The 18,365-nt window shown below is 61.9% G+C and carries 16 protein-coding genes; 10 read left to right on the forward strand and 6 right to left on the reverse strand.

Annotation, left to right across the window (positions count from 1 at the left end):
- The first annotated feature begins 28 nt into the window (after window positions 1-28).
- A complete protein-coding gene (locus GH983_RS01915) occupies window positions 29-1,348 on the forward strand; it encodes an AarF/ABC1/UbiB kinase family protein (protein ID WP_153761463.1) in 1,320 nt (439 codons plus the stop codon).
- A gap of 63 nt (window positions 1,349-1,411) precedes the next feature.
- Here the strand turns inward: GH983_RS01915 and GH983_RS01920 are convergent, their stop codons facing one another.
- Window positions 1,412-2,143, reverse strand: a complete 732-nt coding sequence (locus GH983_RS01920; protein WP_153763524.1) for a hypothetical protein — start codon at window positions 2,141-2,143, stop codon at window positions 1,412-1,414.
- A 62-nt stretch (window positions 2,144-2,205) separates the two neighbouring features.
- Entirely contained in the window at window positions 2,206-3,513 is a 1,308-nt protein-coding gene (locus GH983_RS01925; protein WP_069042207.1) for a hypothetical protein, read from the reverse strand.
- Between the two features lie 286 nt (window positions 3,514-3,799).
- On the opposite strand from GH983_RS01925, the gene GH983_RS01930 reads away from it, so the two are divergent.
- From GH983_RS01930 to GH983_RS01960, 7 genes are all read left to right on the forward strand, one after another.
- The gene (locus tag GH983_RS01930; RefSeq protein WP_054150764.1) at window positions 3,800-4,831 is read left to right on the forward strand and encodes a substrate-binding domain-containing protein; all 1,032 of its coding nucleotides are present in this window, start codon (window positions 3,800-3,802) and stop codon (window positions 4,829-4,831) included.
- Between the two features lie 264 nt (window positions 4,832-5,095).
- Window positions 5,096-6,247, forward strand: coding sequence for an extracellular solute-binding protein (locus GH983_RS01935; RefSeq protein WP_153761464.1), 1,152 nt, complete (start codon window positions 5,096-5,098; stop codon window positions 6,245-6,247).
- Between the two features lie 35 nt (window positions 6,248-6,282).
- Entirely contained in the window at window positions 6,283-7,122 is an 840-nt protein-coding gene (locus tag GH983_RS01940; protein WP_054150762.1) for an ABC transporter permease, read from the forward strand.
- Between the two features lie 5 nt (window positions 7,123-7,127).
- A complete protein-coding gene (locus GH983_RS01945; protein WP_153761465.1) occupies window positions 7,128-7,952 on the forward strand; it encodes an ABC transporter permease in 825 nt (274 codons plus the stop codon).
- Window positions 7,953-7,977: 25 nt separating this feature from the next.
- Window positions 7,978-9,024 (forward strand): ABC transporter ATP-binding protein, encoded by a 1,047-nt coding sequence (locus GH983_RS01950; RefSeq protein ID WP_054150760.1) that lies wholly within the window; start codon window positions 7,978-7,980, stop codon window positions 9,022-9,024.
- Entirely contained in the window at window positions 9,014-9,862 is an 849-nt protein-coding gene (locus GH983_RS01955) for a glycerophosphodiester phosphodiesterase family protein (protein WP_153761466.1), read from the forward strand. Before GH983_RS01950 ends, GH983_RS01955 begins: the two co-directional genes overlap by 11 nt.
- The gene (locus GH983_RS01960) at window positions 9,862-10,668 is read left to right on the forward strand and encodes an inositol monophosphatase family protein (RefSeq protein WP_153761467.1); all 807 of its coding nucleotides are present in this window, start codon (window positions 9,862-9,864) and stop codon (window positions 10,666-10,668) included. The genes GH983_RS01955 and GH983_RS01960 overlap by 1 nt, the downstream gene beginning before the upstream one ends.
- A gap of 71 nt (window positions 10,669-10,739) precedes the next feature.
- Here the strand turns inward: GH983_RS01960 and GH983_RS01965 are convergent, their stop codons facing one another.
- From GH983_RS01965 to ugpB, 4 genes are all read right to left on the reverse strand, one after another.
- Window positions 10,740-11,789 (reverse strand): sn-glycerol-3-phosphate import ATP-binding protein UgpC, encoded by a 1,050-nt coding sequence (locus GH983_RS01965; RefSeq protein WP_054150757.1) that lies wholly within the window; start codon window positions 11,787-11,789, stop codon window positions 10,740-10,742.
- Complete coding sequence (gene ugpE / locus GH983_RS01970; protein ID WP_153761468.1) at window positions 11,789-12,637, reverse strand: sn-glycerol-3-phosphate ABC transporter permease UgpE; 849 nt, start codon at window positions 12,635-12,637, stop codon at window positions 11,789-11,791. Before ugpE ends, GH983_RS01965 begins: the two co-directional genes overlap by 1 nt.
- A 9-nt stretch (window positions 12,638-12,646) precedes the next feature.
- Complete coding sequence (gene ugpA, locus GH983_RS01975; protein WP_006726481.1) at window positions 12,647-13,528, reverse strand: sn-glycerol-3-phosphate ABC transporter permease UgpA; 882 nt, start codon at window positions 13,526-13,528, stop codon at window positions 12,647-12,649.
- Window positions 13,529-13,605: 77 nt separating this feature from the next.
- Window positions 13,606-14,913, reverse strand: a complete 1,308-nt coding sequence (gene ugpB / locus GH983_RS01980; protein WP_054150921.1) for a sn-glycerol-3-phosphate ABC transporter substrate-binding protein UgpB — start codon at window positions 14,911-14,913, stop codon at window positions 13,606-13,608.
- Window positions 14,914-15,343: 430 nt separating this feature from the next.
- On the opposite strand from ugpB, the gene GH983_RS24440 reads away from it, so the two are divergent.
- Window positions 15,344-15,475, forward strand: coding sequence for a hypothetical protein (locus GH983_RS24440; RefSeq protein ID WP_256367277.1), 132 nt, complete (start codon window positions 15,344-15,346; stop codon window positions 15,473-15,475).
- A 360-nt stretch (window positions 15,476-15,835) separates the two neighbouring features.
- Window positions 15,836-18,349: a protein translocase subunit SecD gene (gene secD / locus GH983_RS01985; RefSeq protein ID WP_153761469.1), complete on the forward strand. Its 2,514-nt coding sequence runs from the start codon at window positions 15,836-15,838 to the stop codon at window positions 18,347-18,349.
- Window positions 18,350-18,365: the final 16 nt, after the last annotated feature.

Genomic DNA, 18,365 nt, shown 5'->3' on the forward strand with positions numbered 1-18,365 from the left:
ATGCGCTCCAATGCTCGGAAGGATAATCATGAGTGATCGTGATCGATACAGGCCCGTCCCTCAGGGGCGTCTGAGCCGGCTGGCGGCACTTGGCCAGATTGCCGGTGGCGTCGCCTCTGGCATGGTCGCTGAGGGCTTGAGCCGCCTGGCGAAGGGTGAGCGTCCGCACCTGAGAGACCTGCTGCTGACGCCGTCGAACGCACTGAAGGCGGCGGATCAGCTGTCGCGCATGCGCGGCGCGGCCATGAAGCTCGGCCAGATGATCTCGTTGGAACCGGGCGAATTCCTGCCGCCCGAACTCCAGTCGATCTTTGCGCAGCTCCGGTCCTCAGCGCATTTCATGCCGCCGAACCAGCTTGCAGCCTCATTGTCCAGCGCCTGGGGTCCGGACTGGCGACGCCATTTCATCCAGTTCGAGACGACACCGATCGCGGCCGCATCGATTGGACAGGTGCATCGCGGCGTTCTGTCATCAGGCCGTCCGGTTGCCGTCAAGGTTCAATATCCCGGTGTGCTCCAGAGCATCGATTCCGACATCGACAATGTCGCGACCTTCTTGCGGCTGTCGGGCCTTCTTCCCGCAGGCCTCGACATTGCGCCACATCTGGCCGAAGCCAAGCGGCAGTTGCGGGAAGAGGCCGACTATCTGCGCGAGGCGGAGGAAATGCGTCGCTTCGGCCGCCTGCTCGCCGATGACGACCGCTTCGTGGTGCCGGCCCCCGTGGAGGAACTCCTGCGGCCGACGGTCCTGCCGATGGATTTCATCGAGGGGGCTCCGCTCGAAACCCTCGCCCATGCACCCCAGACGCAAAGGGATGCGGCCATGCAGGCGATCTCCGAGCTCGCACTGCGCGAGCTTTTCGTCTTCGGTCACATGCAGACGGATCCGAACTTCGCCAACTATCTCTGGAGGCCTAAGGACGGACGGGTGGCCCTGCTCGATTTCGGCGCGGTACGACCGGTCTCCCCGCAAAGCGCCAGAGACTACCATCTCCTCCTGCAGGCGACCCTCGGTGATAGCGTGACGGCGGTGCGCCATGCGCTGATGGAGATGCGCTATCTTTCCCGGGCGCAAACGGAGCGCTACGGACGGACGCTGGATGAAATGACACGCGTCGTCCTCGACCATGTCCTGAAGGCGCCGGAGGGGCTGGTTGATTTCAGCGACCGTGGCCCGCTCGTGGAAATTCGTGAGCGCGCGGTACCGATCTTTGCCGCTCGCGCGCTATGGGCGCTGCCGGCTCCGGACAAAATGTTCCTGCAACGCAAGATCACTGGGCTTGCGCTTCTCAGCATGAAGCTGCGCGTCCGGATGCCGCTCTCGTCCATGCTCCGGGATTATGCCTGACGCGTATTGCAGAGAGGCGTGCCGTCGCGCACCTGTCTGGAAACCGGGCCCCGCCGACGCAGATCAGTCTGCCTGCTTCGCGGTTGCCACAGGGGGCGTGACCAGCTTGAACTCCGCCATCTCCTCCGGCGTCAGGTAGTAGAGCCGGTCCGGAGGCGTTTCGAGCGCGTTGATCCAGAGCCCGTTGCCGATGCCCATTTCCTCGAGATGGCGGGCAATGCGCGCCGTGGTGCTCTGTGCACCGGACATCGCCTGCTCGGGCGAGGGGCGGTCTTGCCCGGCATTGAAGACCTGGTGGACGCCGAGAATGGCATCCTCTTCTGCCTCGCGCGCCACGCCGCCGGCGAAGACCAAAGGACAGGAAGAGGCGCAGAGCGCCTTGCTCGCCACCTTGGTGTTGATGCCTTTCTCCCTGATCAGCTTCGACATGGCCAGGGCATCATTGACGGAGCCTCCCGGCGAATTCAGCGATACCGCCTGAACATATTCGCCGCGAGCAGCGATCTCCTCGGCAAATCGTTCTGCAGCACCAAGATCGATCGAACCTTCCGCTTTGAGCAAGCCACCGGTGAGCAGTTCGAACCGCATCGGTTGGCGCAGGGTTTCCGGAGAACTGCCGGGCTCCACCGGGGGCAACTGGGGAGTGCCGTCCGTCAGCGCCGGCGGAAGCACGGGGGCATCCGTGGTCATCGGATCATGGCCGGGAAGCTTAGCATGCGCGAGGCTCATCTCCCTGAGGTCCGTGAACAGGAAGGCGCCTGCAGCCGCCAGCAGCCCGAAGAAGGCGCTGCGCATCAGCAAACCGTCATCGGCATGTACAATGGCTGTTTTCAGGCGCAGGGCGAGCGAAGCTGGTTTCACGCCGGTGGTCCCTTGCGTGGCGCCTTGGCGGACATGTCGAGGCTGGTGATGTTGGAATCGATCCGCCCACGCTCGTCCTCCGCCTCGGCGGACTGGAGCGCCTGCTCGACATCGATCCCCTGTCGATTGAGTGCACGTTGCACCTCAAGCGCCTCAAGCAATTCGGCTGCGGTAATGCGCTGTGCGAAGGGCATACGCTCCTCCTGTCGCCGGATCGCTCCGTGCACCACGGTCAGGATGAAGACCAGGACGGCGGGAAGAAGATCGATCGAAATCGCCCCCGCCCAGGCCGGAATGAAATCCGCGGCGTAACGCAGAACGGCCTCTGCCGAGGACAGTGGTACGAAGCGCCGCTCCGCGACCGGCTCGCGCGCGAGAATTTCGTCGGCAGCCTCAGACAGAACTTGAGACTGGGCGGACACCGAGGTCCGGATCGTCTGCATGACCTGATCCTGACGCTCCGCGAGATCGGCTGCCCGGCCATCGGCAACAGGCGCGATGAAGCCGAGTGAAAGGTCATCGGCGGCCCGCTTGACGGAGGGGGCAATCGAGGTCTGTTCCAGCGATGTGATGACGCCGGAAAGGGCGACTACCTCGGCAGAGAATTCATCGCTGCGGGGAGCGATTGCCCCGGGCGCCGAAACCAGCGTTCGCATGGTCGCCAGATGAGCGCGTCCCTGGTCAAACAGCGTCGTGACCCGCTCGCGCGATGCGACAATGCCGGCCTCGAGTTCGCTCAGCTGCGAAGACATCTGCGTCAGAAGCTGAACGACGCTGCCCGCACCAGTGGTGCCGGTGAGCGCGCCATTCTGCCGTTCATCTTCGGCGAGCCGCGAAAAGCGCTCCGATGTCCGCTGGATGTCTGGCAACAGGCTTTGGGCGGCGAGCGCATTCTGATGCGCCTGATCGAGATCCGCCGTGTAGTCCTGCACCGTCTCTGCGAGATGCTGTTCGAGCGCCGCAGAGCCTGCAAGCGCCGCCGCATTCAGCCAGCTCGACATGGCAATGATCATCGCGCAGCCGAGTGCCATCACGCCGATCATGGCGCCGCGCGCCGCAGCGCCGGTTACATGGGGGTAGAAGCGCGCCATGTAGGACCAGAAGGCATAAATCGCGACCGAGACCGAGGCCGAATAGATGATGGCGGCAAAGAAGACCGCGGTCGGTGAGCCATCGAGAAGGCTGCGAACCCCCAGATAGGTGTAGACACCGGACGCAAGGGCCAGAACGGCGAGCGCAAAGCGGGTCATGGTTTCGACGGCAAGGACGCCATCCTGCAAACGATGCGATGCGCCAAGCGCCATGGAGACCTCCGACAGGAATGAATTCTTATCAAGTTCTTAAGAAGCGGGCGAAATGAAGGCTGAGGCTTAGCTGTCCGTTCTTCAGAAATCGGCCTCGTCCACCATGGCGAAAACCCCTAATCGGTACGAATTGCAACCAATTTCGGCCCGGTGCCTCAACCGTCTGCTTCACCCTTCTCACGAATTTGTGTCACACTAGACGCGTAATGCGCCCTCTGTCCCGTTCTGTCAGGCCCGCAACTGGGCTTGTCGGAACGAGCCCCTAACTCTCTATTGGTTTTGCTGCATGCGTAAGAATGGCTCGCCGCTTTTTGTCAGCGCCAGAATGGTTGCCGAGCGCGCCGGCGTGTCCCGTTCGGCCGTGTCGCGTACCTTTACCGATGGCGCGAGCGTGTCTGAGGAAACGCGTCGAAAGGTCGTCGAAGCGGCCGAGGCGCTCGGCTATCACGTCAACCATCTGGCCCGCCAACTGCGCGAGCGCAGCAACATCGTCTGTCTGATCGTCTCTGATCTGACCACGCCCGTCAGGGCGGCGATGGTCGACCGCTTGACCCGCAAGCTTCAGGCAGCCGGCAAGATCACCGTGGTTCTCAATACCGAGAGTGACGAGGCAAGCGTCAATCACGCCTTGAAGCTCACCTTGCACTACCGCGCTGATGCGACGGTGGTCCTGTCGGGAACGCCATCGACGGGACTGGTGAAAACGGCGCTTGCCAACGGCCAACAGGTTATCCTGATCAACCGCGACGACGGTCTGGAAGGCTGCGATAATGTCGGGCTGGACAATGCGACGGCCGCAAGAGAGGCGCTTTTCCTCCTGAAACGGGCCGGGTGCCAACGCCTCGGGATCTTAACCTCGGCTGCTCGAACCCCGAGCCTGGTGGAGAGAGAAGCGCGCTTCCTAGAGGCGGCAGCCGCTGAAGCGATCAGGGTGACCGTCTTCGAGGCGGACGCTACCAGCTATCGCGCCGGTTTCGAGGCCGCCAAACGCGTCTATGCCCGGTCGGAACCTCCGGACGGCGTGTTCTCGGTCACCGATCTGCTGGCGATCGGCTTCATGGATGGGGCACGCCTCGAATTCGGCCTGAGGATCCCGGAAGATCTCTGCGTCATCGGCTTCGACAATATCGAACAGGCTTCTTGGGAAGCCTATCGCCTGACAACCTTCGAGCAGCCACTCGATCGGATAGCGGCGCATGTCGTCAGTCTCCTGACGGAAGTGCAAGACCTGACAGGGGCTCCGCAGGGGGACGGAGCGGTCTTCGAGCCGGTTGCCGTCTGGCGCCGCTCCGTTCGTCCCCAACCTGGGACGACCTAATGCACGCGTGTGCATTGCGCTGGTGTCATCAAACCTTCGTCTAATCCCTGTAGGACGGAAATGCCCGTTCAAGCGCGTTGCACGCATGTGCAAGCGCATGGTGCAGACCTGCAGAGGGGCCGAGGCGGCGGTCCCTCTGCAGGCGTGCCCGGGCGAAGCATTTCGAGAGATGCAGGCTGCAGGCCCGTCTGGGTCAATGTCGCGGTGTCTCGGGGTTTGATTGTAAGCCGACGCCGAGTGGCGCGGCAGCCAAGGGAGAAGACGATGAAGCGTCGCGCATTCCTGATTTCCACGGCCGGCACCGTTGCCGGAATGATGATCCTGCCGAAGCTGTCTTTTGCAGCCGAAGGCCAGATCGACTGGTATACCGGCTCGGATGCCAATGTGCTCGATTTCTGGACCAACACGGTCAAGCCGGCTTTCGAAGCGGCGCATGCGGGCGTGAAGCTCAATCTCGTCGATGCCGGTGACAATGCAGGCATCCAGTCGATCGCCGAGCGCGCCATCGCGGCAATGCAGACGAACACCGACCCGCAGGCCGATTACTTCGAGCATACCGATCCGCGTCTGCCAAAGGGCGCCATCGAAGCCGGCCTCTACGTCAACATGAAGGAAGCTGGCCTGTCGAACTATGCGAAGGTCAACCCGCTCGCTATCGATAGCGACTTCTCGCTTCCCTATCGCGGAAGCCAGGTGCTTCTCGCCTATGACACCACCAAGCTGTCGACGGCCGATGCGCCGAAGACCTGGGATGCGCTCGTCGCCTGGATCAAGGCAAACCCCGGCCAGTTCGTCTACAACCGCCCTGACAAGGGTGGTTCGGGCGGAAACTTCGTGCGTCGTGCCATCCATCAGGCAAACGGCCTCGACCCTAAGGCATTCACGGTCGACAACTACACCGAAGCCTTCGGCAATGAGGCTCTCGGCAAGGCCTGGGAACTGCTCAAGGACATCGCCCCGTCGCTCTACGACAACGGCGCTTACTCCTCCGGCAACACCCAGTCGATCCAATTGCTCGCCCAAGGCGTTGTGACCATGACCCCGGTCTGGTCCGACCAGGTTCTCCAGGCGATCGCCCAGGGCGTCCTGCCGGAAACGACCGGCATTGTGCAGCTTCAGGATCTGGCTCTTTGCGGCAACTTCTCGCGCGCCGTGGTGCTGAGCAATGGCAAGAACCGCGACGCAGCCCTGAAGCTGGCCGACTTCGTCCTGACCGAAGAGATCCAGGGTGCCATCCTCTCCGAGCTCGGCGGTTTCCCCGGCGTCAGCTGGGAACATGTCTCCGCCGATCTGCGCGAAAAGTTTGCCGCTATCATCCCGAACAGCATTCCGACCTTCCCGTCGGGCGCCTGGGAAGTCGCCGTCAATGACGGCTGGTACCGCAATGTGGCACCGACCATCGACCGGAAGTCGTGAGTTCAGGCGTGAGTGCGTCTGCCGTATCCAGAACCATGTCGGGCAGGGGGCTTATTGGCCTCCTGCTCGTCGCCTTACCGGTTTCGCTCGTCGGATGGCTGGTCATCTGGCCAATCATCAGTGCCGTCCTGCGCACCGTGTGGCGGACGTCGCCCGATGGTGAGGCAGATTTCGACCTGTCGAGCTACATCTTCTTCTTTTCCGACGCCTACAGTCTCAACAATCTCAGCCTGACGCTCTGGACCACAGCGGTCTGTGCCCTGCTGCTCCTGGTCGTGTCGCTTCCGATCGCGCTTTACCTGCGCTTTGCCAAGGGCGGTATCGCCTCCTATGTGCAGGCGCTTGCCATCCTGCCGATGTTCGTTCCATCGATCATTCTCGCCTATGCTCTCATCCGCGTGCTCGGGCCGAATGGCATGGTCGACCTGCTCTTGAACTTCGCCGGCCTGCCGAAATTGAGAACGCCCTATCTCACGCCCTGGGGGCCTGTGATCGGACTGGTGTGGGACAATATTCCGCTGACGGTGCTGATCCTGCTCTCGGGTCTCGGCTCGGTGAGCAACATGGCGATCGAGGCGGCGCGGGATGTCGGTGCAAGCCGGCTTCGGGTTCTCCGGCACATCATTCTGCCGCAGATCACCAACTCCATCCTGGTGGCACTCTCCTTCGCCGTACTCGGCATCTTCTCCGCCTTTACGCTGCCCTATCTACTTGGCCCCGCGTCGCCCGAGATGATGGGTCCCTTCATGCAGCGCACGTTCCGGGACCTGAACGATCCTGTCGGAGCGATTACCCAGGCTGTCATCACCTTCGGCTTCTGCATTGTCTTTGGCCTGTTCTATGTGCGCTCCGTCGCCCGCAACCAGGGGAGATGAGGCAAATGACTGAATCCATAACCCCGCCGCGCCGGATCGATGGCACCGGCATGCTGCTCGCACTCGTGCTTTCGATCGTCGTCGTCCTGCCTCTGCTCGTCGTCGGCATCTGGGCCTTCACCGAGGTCTGGCGCTATCCCAACGTCCTGCCACAGCAGTTCGGTCTGCGGTTCTGGGAGCAGACGCTCAACCGTTCGGATGTGTGGAGCGCGCTATGGCTCAGCCTGACGCTCTCGGCCGTGGTGACGCTTGCCTCCGCAATCATCTGCCTGCCGGCAGCTTATGCCTTTGCGCGGATGCGGTTTCCAGGCCGTGACCTGTTGTTCTTCTCGTTTCTTGCAGGCCATGCCTTCCCGAAGTTCGGTCTCCTCGTCGCCATCGCCGCGATCTTTCTGCAGCTAGACCTGATCGGCACCTTCTGGGGTGTGGCGCTTATCCAGCTCGTCAACACGCTGATGTTCATGATCTGGATCCCGGTTGCCGCATTCCAGGCCGTCGATCGCCGCATGGAAGAGGCTGCCCGCGACGTGGGTGCAGGCCCGTTCCGTGTCTTCTGGTCGATTACCTTGCCCCAGGCCGCGCCCACCATCGCGGCGGCCCTTCTCCTGACATTCGTCGGCACCTTTTATGAGACGGAAGGCGCCTGGCTGATCGGCGCGCCGGGCATCCGCACCATGCCCGTGCTGATGATCAGCTTCATCAACAACCAGATGGTCATCCAGTTCGGCGCGGTCCTGTCCGTCATGCTCTGGGTCCCCTCCTTCATCGCCCTGATGTTCGCCCGCCGGGTGATCGGTGGCAACGCCTTTGCCAAGGGCTTTGGGGGATGAACAACAGCCTTACAGGAATGCCAAGATGTCCAAACTGAGCATACGCGCGGTCTCCAAGATCTTTGGGGCAGGAACCACCGCCGTCGACAGCGTCTCGCTCGATGTCGCGGATGGCGAGCTGGTCTGCCTGCTCGGGCCTTCCGGCTCCGGCAAGTCGACCTTGCTGCGCATGGTGGGTGGTTTCGAACAGCCGTCAGCGGGTACCATCGCGATCGACGATCAGGACGTGACGCGTCTGCCGCCGGAGCAACGTCCGACGGGCATGGTCTTTCAGAGCCATGCGCTCTGGTCGCACATGAATGTCTTCAACAACCTCGCCTTCGGGCTGAAGCTGCGCAAGCGGCCCGCTGCCGAAATCCGTGACAGGGTCGAGGGCGTGCTCGAGCTGGTCGGCCTGAAGGGCTACGATCGACGCATGACCAACGAGCTCTCGGGAGGCCAGCAGCAGCGCGTGGCACTCGCCCGCTCTCTCATCCTCGAGCCGAAGATCCTGCTTCTGGACGAGCCCTTCGCAAGCCTCGACCAGCATCTTCGGGAGCGCTTGCGCGAGGAGGTGCGCGATATCCAGCTTCGCCTGAAGATCACGACGCTGTTCGTGACCCACGGGCAGGACGAGGCCCTCTCCATGGCGGACCGCATCGTGGTCATGCAAAATGGCAGGACCGAGCAGGCCGATCGGCCGGAGATCATCTACCGCGATCCGCAAACGCCCTTTGTCGCTGGCTTCATCGGCACGATGAACTTCGTCGAAGGCAAGGTCGAAAACGGCCGTTTCGTACATCCCGACCTGTCTGTGGACATGCCCGTCTCGGATGGCCCGGTCACACTGGCCGTCAGGCCTGAAGCGCTCGATCTGGTCAGCACGGAAGATGGCGCGGCAGTTGTCCACCGCGTGACCGATTTCGGAACCCATGGTCTGGTCGATCTCCATCTCTCCGATGGTACGCGGCTCAAATCCATGGTGCGCAGCCCCGAACCCTTCAGTTCCGGCCACGCCGTGGATCTGCGTCCCCGCGCCTTTGCCGCCTTCCGCGACAACGTCAAACTCTACCGGTCCTCTGATGCAGCCTGACCCCATATTCCTCGACCACCAGGGTCACAGGACCCTTATCAAGTGGCACCGGGCGCGGAGAAAAGCCTCTGACGCCGAATTCACGCCGACCCGCATTCTCGATGCCATGCGTCTCGGCGCGAGTGTCGAGGTGGATCTCGTGGTGCATGCCGACAAGGGTTTTGCGATCCTGCACGATCTCGAACTCGATCACGGCACCACCGGATCCGGCCTGGTCTGCGAGACATCAGCCGAAACCCTGCGCCAGCTTTTCCTGCGCGGAAACGACGGGGAGCCGATCGCTGACCGGGTCATGTTGCTCGAGGACCTCTGTGGCCTATTGGCTGCTAACCCTGCCCATCCCGATGCCCTTCTGCAGCTCGACTACAAGGAAGACCTGTCGCGCCTGTCGCCGGCCGTCATTGCCAGTTTTGCGGCGGCCGTTTCCAAGGTGGCGCATGCGATGATCCTTTCGGGTGGCGATAGCGCTGCCGTCTTGTCTCTGGCTGCCGCCACGCCTGGGCTCAGAACCGGATACGACCCGACCTATGTCGGCGTACTCGATGACTTGCAATCCCGGGAGGACTTCTCGCGCTTTATTGCAGCTGCACTGAAGACGGCACCGGAAGCGGCGATGATCTATCTCGACTACGAGCTCATTCTGGCGGCCGATGCTGCCGGCGTCGATCTCATCCGCGCCGTGCACGACGACAACCGGCGTGTCGATGCCTGGACGATCCGGTCAATCAATTCGGCCACACTTGCAAAGATCCGCCGTCTCCTCGACTTGCGGGTCGACCAGATCACCACGGATGACCCCGAAGGTCTCCTGTTTGCCTTGGCCGAAGGAGCCGCTTGATGTTCGTCGATCCCGCAATCGTCCTGGCCGACATGATCGAGGCCGCGCGGCGCGCCGGCGCGCTGACGCTCGAGCATTTTCATCGCAGGGAGACACTCGAAATCGGCGTGAAGGGACCCGGCGATTTCGTCAGTATTGCCGACGAGCAGTCCGAAACCCTCATCCGCGATCACCTGCTGACGCGCTATCCCGACTGGAGCCTCAGCGGAGAAGAGTTTCCGCCGGTCAAGGGTGTGGATGACACCTATCGCTTTCTCGTTGACCCGATCGACGGAACCACCAATTTCCTCTGGGGTCTCGACTATACGATCACGATTGCATTGCGGCGTGCCGGAGAGACGATCTGCGGCCTCGTCTACAATCCGGTGACGGACGAGATGTTCACGGCCGTCAAAGGGCAGGGTGCTTACCTCAACGGCAAGCGGCTCGAAATGCGCGACAGCGCCGATGTCAGCCAGATGGTGGTCGGAACCGGCCTTCCCACGCCCAACCTCTCCATGCATGCCGGCGCCTATGCACGGCTGGATGCGATCCGCGCACCGATCGGCGCCGTCCGCGTTCTCGGCAGTGCCGCCAATTGTTGCGCCTATGTCGCCTGCGGTCGCTTTACCGGCTACTTCGAGCAGACCGGTTTCGTCGATACGGCAGCCGGGATTCTTCTGGTGGAAGAAGCCGGTGGGGTGGTGACCGACTGGTGGGGCCGGGGACCGGAGTTCTTCGAAAAATCCGGTTTGCTGATCGTCGCCAATCCCGGCACACACCGGTTTCTCCTGAACCACCTGTCGAGTGTCCAACGGGCAGATTGAGGTCTCGGACCGTGCCAGGCAGCCATCGAAGCGGGGCCGGAAGGCCCCGCTGATGTATCGAACCGATGGTATCAGTTGAGACGCGCGCCGTTTGCATCGAAGTAGTGCAGGTCCGATGGCTTCGCGCCGATCTGAACCATGTCGTCCATCTCGATCCGCGAGCGACCCGCCACACGGAAGACGATGTCGCTGCCATCGGTAAGCGTACCGTGCACGTAGCTTTCGGCCCCGACCAGTTCGACTGCCGCGACCTTGACGCTCGCCGTGAAGATCTCGTCCCCCGGCACGTCCGTGATCAGGTGGAGGTCTTCCGGGCGAATGCCGAGGGTGGCGGTGCCCGACGGGACCGACGCATCTGACGTCATCGACCAGCTGTCGGTCTTCTTCGCCATCTGCAGCAGGTTCATCGAGGGTGACCCGATGAAGGTTGCCACGAAGGTCGTCGCCGGGCGCTCGTAAAGCTCGATCGGCGTGCCGACCTGTTCGATACGCCCGGCATTCAGTACAACGAGCCTGTCGGCGAGCGTCATCGCTTCCATCTGGTCGTGGGTCACGTAGACGCTGGTTGTGGCGAGCGACCGCTGCAGCCGCTTGATCTCGACGCGCATCTGCACGCGCAGCTTCGCATCAAGGTTCGACAGCGGTTCGTCGAAGAGATAGGCCGCCGGCTCGCGGACGATGGCGCGACCCATGGCAACGCGCTGACGCTGGCCGCCGGAAAGCTGGCGGGGCTTGCGCTCCAGGAACTGCTCGATCTCCAGTGCCTTGGCCGCCTGCTCGATGCGGCGGTCGATCTCGTCCTTCGGCGTGTTGCGGTTCTTCAGACCGTAAGCCAGGTTCTGGCGGACGGTCATGTGCGGGTAGAGCGCGTAGTTCTGGAACACCATGGCAATGTCGCGCTCGGATGGTTCCAGCTGGTTGACGACCCGGTCGCCGATCGCGATCTCGCCGCCTGAGATGCTCTCAAGGCCGGCAATCATGCGCAACAGCGTGGACTTGCCGCAGCCGGATGGCCCGACGAGAACTACCAGTTCTCCATCGGCGATTTCCAGAGACACGCCTTTGATGGCTTCGACATTGCCATACATCTTGCGGACATCGTTCAAAACAATCTGGGCCATTACTTTTCTGTCTCCACAAGACCTTTGACGAACCATCGCTGCATCAGAACGACAACGATGATGGGAGGGATGATGGCGAGGATCGCCGTAACCATGACGTAATTCCAGGGCGTGGAGGCGTCGGTGAAATCGACCATGCGGCGAAGGCCGATGATGATGGTATTCATCTTCGCATCGTTCGTGACCAGAAGCGGCCAGAGATACTGGGTCCAGCCATAGATGAAGAGGATCACGAAGAGTGCTGCGATGTTGGTGGTCGACAGCGGCAGCAGGATGTCCTTCATGAAGCGGAACGGCCCGGCATTGTCGATGCGCGCAGCTTCAACCAGTTCGCCCGGTATGGTCAGGAAGAACTGTCTGAACAGGAAGGTTGCCGTGGCTGACGCCATCAGCGGGAGTGTGAGCCCAGCATAGGTGTCGATCAGCCCGAGATCCACGATCACCTTGTAGGTGGGCAGAATGCGCACCTCGACCGGTAGCATCAGGGTGATGAAGATCATCCAGAAGAAGAACATCCGGAACCGGAAGCGGAAGAAGACAATCGCGAAGGCCGAGAGGAACGAGATGATGATCTTGCCGACGGCGATCGCGATCGCGACGACGAAGGAATTGAACAACAGCCGTTCGAGGCTCACGCCGACGACGCGCTCCACGCCGCCGGACATGGCTTCCGTGTAGTTTTCGACCAGATGGTCGCCCGGCAAAAGCGACATGGGCGGCCGGATGATATCCTGCGAGCTCATCGAGGACGCGATGAAGGTGTAGTAGATCGGAAAGGCAACGACGATGATGCCGATGACGAGGATCAGGTGGCCAATCAGATTGGCGATGGGGCGTTTTTCAATCATGTCCGGTCCTCAGCCATAATGAACCCGCTTCTCGACGAAGCGGAACTGGAAGGCAGTCAGGCCGATCACGATGATCATCAGGATGACGGACTGCGCTGCGGATGAGCCGAGGTTCAGGTTGACGAAGCCGTCGTTGTAAACCTTGTAAACCAGCGTTTCTGTCGCCTTGGCCGGGCCGCCACCGGTGACGGCATGGATGATGCCGAAGGTGTCGAAGAAGGCGTAGACGGTGTTGACCACCAGCAGGAAGAAGGTCGTCGGCGCCAGAAGCGGGAAGATGATGGTCCAGAACCGTCGGCTGCCACGGGCCCCGTCGATGGCGGCCGCTTCGATCAGCGACTTCGGGATCGCCTGAAGGCCTGCAACGAAGAAGAGGAAATTGTAGCTGATCTGCTTCCAGGCGGCGGCGAAGACGATGAGCGCCATGGCCTGGTCGCCCTTCAGAAGCGGATCCCAATCAAAGCCTGTGGAGCGCAAGAGATAGGCAAGCGTTCCCATGGCCGGGTTGAACATGAAGAGCCACAGCATGCCGGCAACGGCAGGGGCGACGGCATAGGGCCAGATCAGCAGCGTGCGGTAGAAGGTCTGACCACGGACCACCTTGTCGGCCGCCGTGGCCAGAAGCAGCGCGACCGCCATCGAGACGAGAGCCGTCAGCGCGCTGAACACGATCGTCACCTGAAACGCGTGCAGGTAATTCGGATCCGACAGAATGTTGGAGAAATTGGCGAAGCCCACGAAGGTGCTTTTGAGCCCGAACGGATCTTCCCTCAGCATGGACTGGTAGATCGCCTGGCTTGCGGGCCAGAAGAAGAAGACCAGCGTCAGGATGATCTGGGGCGCCAACAGCAGATAGGGCAGGATTTTGTTCGGGAAGTGAACCGTGTGCAAGGCGATGCTCCTCAGCCGGCCATGGAAAAAGCACTGCCCGCACCTTGCGATGCGGGCAGTGTCGTCATTCGGTCAGATCAGTTGCTGGAAACGGAAGCGATGGCTGCATTGCCACGCTCGACGATCTTGTCGAGCGTCGTCTTGGCATCCTGCGAGCCGGCCAGCATGGCTTCGAACTCTTCGTTCATGATGTCGCGAACCTGCGGCAGGTTCGGCAGACGCACGCCCTTGGAGTTTTCGGTCGGAGCCTTGCCGGTCATCTGCAGGATCGGCGTTTCGCGCGCCGGGTTCTTCTCGTAGAAGCCCGAGGACTTGGTCGCTTCATAAGCCGCATTGGTCACCGGAAGATAGCCGGAAACCTGGTGCAGGCGTGCCTGGATTTCCGTCTGCGACAGGAAGTTGAAGAACTGGGCGATGCCCTTGTATTCTTCATCGCTCTTGCCGCCGAAGACCCAGAGGCTGGCGCCGCCCGGAATGGTGTTCTGCGGGCCATTGCCTTCGTAGTAGGGAAGCTGGCCGATACCGTAGTTCATGCCCGACTTGACGATGTCGCCAAGGCCGCCGGAGGACTCGGTCATGATCGCGCATTCGCCGGAAAGGAACAGCTGCTTGGCCTCCGAGGTGCGGCCGCCGTAGCGGAACGCGCCATCCTTGGCCAGATCGGCGATCGACTGGAAGTGCTGGACGTAGAGATCAGAATTGACCTTCAGTTCGACGGTGCCGCCGGCAAGACCGTTTTCATTGGTGCCGTAGGACACGTTGTTCCAGGCGGCGAAGTTCTCGGTCTGGATCCAGGTCAGCCAGGTCGACGTCATGCCGCATGGAGCCGCGCCGCTGTCCTTGATCTTGCGTGCGGCTTCGAAGACTTCCGGCCAGGTCTTCGGCGGGTTTTCTGCGTCAAGGCCGGCCTTCGTGAAGGTATCCTTGTTGTAGTAGAGAACTGGCGAGGACGAATTGTAGGGGAAGGACAGCATGGTGCCGTCAGGCTTCGAATAGTAGGCAACGATGCCGGCCAGATAGTCGGACTTGTTGAACTCGAAGCCACCCTTCTGCAGCACTTCAGCAACCGGAACGACAGCGCCTTCAGCGCCCATCATGACGCCCGAGCCAGCGTCGAAGACCTGAATGATAGCCGGTGGCTGCTTGGAGCGGAATGCGGCGATGCCGGCATTCAGCGTTTCCGGATAGGTGCCCTTGAAGACGGGCATGATCTTGTAATCGCTCTGGCTCTCGTTGAATTCCTTGGCCAGTTGGTCGACAACTTCGTTATTGGCGCCGGTCATGGCATGCCACCACTGCAGTTCCGTGGCAGCAAAGGCAGAAGAGCCGAAAGAAAGCGAAAGGGCGAGGGTCGCCGCGGATGCAGCGAAACGTTTCGTGGACATGGTGCCTCCCTGATGTTCCACTTGGCCAAGCGACAGGCTGGCCAAGACTTGCCCTACGTCAGATCCTCCCAGATCTGCGTGAGCGCGCTTCGTTTGAAGCGTCCCGCATTCAAAACGAAAACATATGAACCTGCAACGAAATTGTGACAGTCGGTTGTCCGGAGCTGTGTACAATCAAAGATCGCGATCGGATGCTATTGAAAACGTGGGCGGAGAGGGATCTGCGCGGCACAAGGCTCGCCTTCTCGATCGCTCGCCACCACTTTCGCAAAGGCCAGATGACCTGCATTTCGATCACATGCACGTAAAAGCGCGGTCCATCGACCCGAACGCCGGCTGGTGGCGAGCGGTCCGACAATAGAGGAGGCTCGAGCTTGCTGGTTGGAAAAGTGCTTTCGGATGTGCCACATCCGTCCTCGGAAGGATGGTCATGGACGATCAAGACTTGAGGCATCACACGCCGCTTCGGCAGCGCGCGCACCTGAAAGCCGTCATTGCAAGTCTGTTTGCCTCGCTGCTCCTGGTGTTCGGCGGCGATGCTTTTGGTCGTCTTCACCACTGATCTTCCAGCGCAAGCGTCCTGACCAGCTCGGATGCCGGACAACTGGTTGCCGGCGCCACCAGTGACACCCGCTATCTCAGCGCATCCGAACGGTCCTCGCGACCGAAGCTGAGGCCGGGCGAAGCGGGTGATGGCTTTGTTGCCCCGGAGATCCACGCCGTCTGGACACGCCGGCACGGTGATCTGGCCCAACGGATCCTTTCCGACCGCGCTCTCTTTCATTCGCCGCTGGCCTATCGGTCGCGCGCACCCCCGACGATCCAGCCCCTCGCCTGACCGTTTTGCCGCCATCTCCGTGATGGCTCGAACCGCTTGCGCCACTGCTCGTCAAGCAGCGGTCGCAGAATGCTGGATTATCAGATGAAGAACTCTATCGCCAAGGTGATGGGCTATATGCTCGTCATCGTGCTCGGCCTGCTCGTGGCTCTGCCAAACGTGCTCTCCGACGCAACTCTGTCCCGCTTTCCTTCCTTCATGCCCCATGAGCGCGTCTCTCTCGGCCTCGATCTGCGCGGCGGATCCCATCTCGTTCTGGAGGTGGATCGTCCTGCCATGGTCGATGAATGGCTTCAGAGCCTCACCCAGGAAGCGCGTACCGCCTTGCTCGAAGCCCGGATCCAGACGCGCGGCATCCGCCGTGACGGCGATGCCCTTGCTGCCACGCTGGCCGACCCCGCCCAGCTTGCTGCGGCAAGACAGGCGCTTTCGGTGCTCAACAACCCTGCCATCACAGTGACCGGAACCGGCCTGCCGGAGCTTGATGTCTTCACAACCGGCGGCGACACGGTGCGCATGGCGCCAACCGAACAGGGTATCACGGCGCGCCTCGGCCATGCCGTCGACCAGAGCCTCGAAGTCATCCGCCAGCGTGTCGATCAGGTCGGCGTGGCCGAACCCACCATCCAGCGTGTCGGTGGCGACCGTGTTCTCGTCCAGCTTCCGGGAGAGCAGGATCCGTCACGGCTGCGGGCGCTTCTCGGCACGACCGCGAAGATGAGCTTTCATCTGCTCGGCGAGCCGGGTGCCGCCGGCGTCGAGACGCTGAGGGATGACGAAGGTCGCAGCTATCCGGTGCAGGCAACGGTGCTGCTGGCCGGTGACAGGCTTACCGATGCGCGCGTCCAGTTCGACCAGCAGGGCGGCCAGCCGGTGGTGTCATTCCGCTTCGATGGCGTCGGCGCGGAACGCTTTGCCCGCATCACGAGCGACAATGTCGGCCGTCCCTTCGCCATCGTGCTCGACGACAAGGTCCTGAGCGCGCCGGTCATCCTTGAGCCGATCACAGGTGGAGCGGGACAGATCTCCGGGGACTTTTCGGTCGATGAGGCCAATACGCTCGCGGCACTCTTGCGCGCCGGTGCGCTCCCCGCCAAGCTCACCGTTATCGAAGAACGCACCGTCGGCGCCGACCTCGGTGGCGACGCGATCGAAATGGGCATCGTATCGGGTCTTGCCGGTTTCGGCCTGGTCGTTGCCTTCATCGTCGCGCTCTACGGCGCCTGGGGCCTGCTGGCCGTGCTCGCTCTGACCCTGAACGTCATCCTCACCTTTGCAGGGCTGACTATCGTGGGGGCGACGCTCACCTTGCCCGGTATCGCCGGGATCGTGCTCGGCATCGGTCTTGCGGTCGACGCGAACGTCTTGATCAACGAACGCATCCGCGAGGAGGCGGCCAAGGGGCGAGGGGCCTTCGCGGCCATCGACCAGGGCTTCGCCAAGGCCTATTCGACGATCATCGACAGCAATGTCACGGCCCTGATCGCAACCGTGCTCCTGTTCTGGTTCGGCTCGGGTCCGGTGCGGGGCTTTGCCGTCACCATGGGCCTCGGCATCGCAATCTCGATGTTCACCGCCGTCTCCGTCGTCCGTGTTGCCATGACTGCCATCGCTCGCCGCTGGAAACTGAAGACGATCACGATCAAGCCGCTGTTGCCGTTCAAGCTGATCAAGGACGGCACCAGGATCGACTTCATGAAGGCGCGCCTGTTCGGTATCGGTGTTTCGGCATTCCTGTCGATCTCGTCGATCATCCTGTTCATCACGCCCGGCCTCAACTACGGCGTCGATTTCAAGGGCGGCATCCAACTTGAACTGTCGACAACCGGGCCCGCCGATCTAGGTCGTCTCCGCTCCGGGATCGAGGGATTGAACCTCGGGGAAGTCGCCTTGCAGGAGTTCGGTGACAGCAATCACGTCATGCTGCGCCTCGAGCGGCAGCCGGGGGGAGAGCAGGCCCAGACCGACGCGGTCACAAAGGTCCGCGAGGCGATCCAGGCGATCGACACCTCGGCCAGGATCGAGCGGACCGAGGTGGTTGGCCCCAAGGTCAGCGGCGAACTGGCAGCGGCAGGACTGACGTCGGTCATCCTCGCGTCGCTGGCGATGCTCGTCTACATCTGGGTGCGCTTCGACTGGCCGTTCGCCGTCGGTGCGATCGCGACCCTGATCCTCGACGTGACCAAGACGATCGGCTTTTTCGCTCTCACAGGGCTCGACTTCAATCTGACGGCGATCGCGGCATTGCTGACGCTGGTCGGCTACTCCGTCAACGACAAGGTGGTGGTCTATGACCGAATGCGTGAGAACATGCGTCTCTACAAGGCAATGCCGTTCCGAGACCTGATCAATCTTTCGATCAACGAGACGCTGGCCCGAAGCCTCTACACCTCCGCCACAGCCTTCCTCGCCATGCTGCCTATGGCAGTCTGGGGTGGCAGTGCGGTCGAGAGCTTTGCCGTGCCGATGGTCTTCGGGATCTTTATCGCGGCGTCGTCTTCGGTGTTCATTGCCGCGCCGATCCTGCTCTTCCTCGGGGACTGGCGAAACCGCAGAAAGATCCGCAATCGGGAGCCGCTGCAGGAACAGCCCGCGTGATAAAAGCTCGAGGCGG

The sequence above is a fragment of the Agrobacterium sp. MA01 genome (genome assembly GCF_009650195.1).
Taxonomy (GTDB): domain Bacteria; phylum Pseudomonadota; class Alphaproteobacteria; order Rhizobiales; family Rhizobiaceae; genus Allorhizobium.

Excerpts from the sequence above, each read along its gene's own strand:
- GH983_RS01920 (WP_153763524.1), bottom strand. The coding sequence starts at position 2,143 with ATGCGCAGCGCCTTCTTCGGGCTGCTGGCGGCTGCAGGCGCCTTCCTG.
- GH983_RS01925 (WP_069042207.1), bottom strand. The coding sequence starts at position 3,513 with ATGGCGCTTGGCGCATCGCATCGTTTGCAGGATGGCGTCCTTGCCGTC.
- GH983_RS01940 (WP_054150762.1), top strand. The coding sequence starts at position 6,283 with ATGTCGGGCAGGGGGCTTATTGGCCTCCTGCTCGTCGCCTTACCGGTT.
- GH983_RS01945 (WP_153761465.1), top strand. The coding sequence starts at position 7,128 with ATGACTGAATCCATAACCCCGCCGCGCCGGATCGATGGCACCGGCATG.
- ugpE (WP_153761468.1), bottom strand. The coding sequence starts at position 12,637 with ATGATTGAAAAACGCCCCATCGCCAATCTGATTGGCCACCTGATCCTC.
- GH983_RS01915 (WP_153761463.1), top strand. The coding sequence starts at position 29 with ATGAGTGATCGTGATCGATACAGGCCCGTCCCTCAGGGGCGTCTGAGC.
- GH983_RS01960 (WP_153761467.1), top strand. The coding sequence starts at position 9,862 with ATGTTCGTCGATCCCGCAATCGTCCTGGCCGACATGATCGAGGCCGCG.
- GH983_RS24440 (WP_256367277.1), top strand. The coding sequence starts at position 15,344 with ATGGACGATCAAGACTTGAGGCATCACACGCCGCTTCGGCAGCGCGCG.
- GH983_RS01935 (WP_153761464.1), top strand. The coding sequence starts at position 5,096 with ATGAAGCGTCGCGCATTCCTGATTTCCACGGCCGGCACCGTTGCCGGA.
- GH983_RS01965 (WP_054150757.1), bottom strand. The coding sequence starts at position 11,789 with ATGGCCCAGATTGTTTTGAACGATGTCCGCAAGATGTATGGCAATGTC.
- GH983_RS01950 (WP_054150760.1), top strand. The coding sequence starts at position 7,978 with ATGTCCAAACTGAGCATACGCGCGGTCTCCAAGATCTTTGGGGCAGGA.
- GH983_RS01955 (WP_153761466.1), top strand. The coding sequence starts at position 9,014 with ATGCAGCCTGACCCCATATTCCTCGACCACCAGGGTCACAGGACCCTT.
- GH983_RS01930 (WP_054150764.1), top strand. The coding sequence starts at position 3,800 with ATGCGTAAGAATGGCTCGCCGCTTTTTGTCAGCGCCAGAATGGTTGCC.
- secD (WP_153761469.1), top strand. The coding sequence starts at position 15,836 with ATGAAGAACTCTATCGCCAAGGTGATGGGCTATATGCTCGTCATCGTG.
- ugpB (WP_054150921.1), bottom strand. The coding sequence starts at position 14,913 with ATGTCCACGAAACGTTTCGCTGCATCCGCGGCGACCCTCGCCCTTTCG.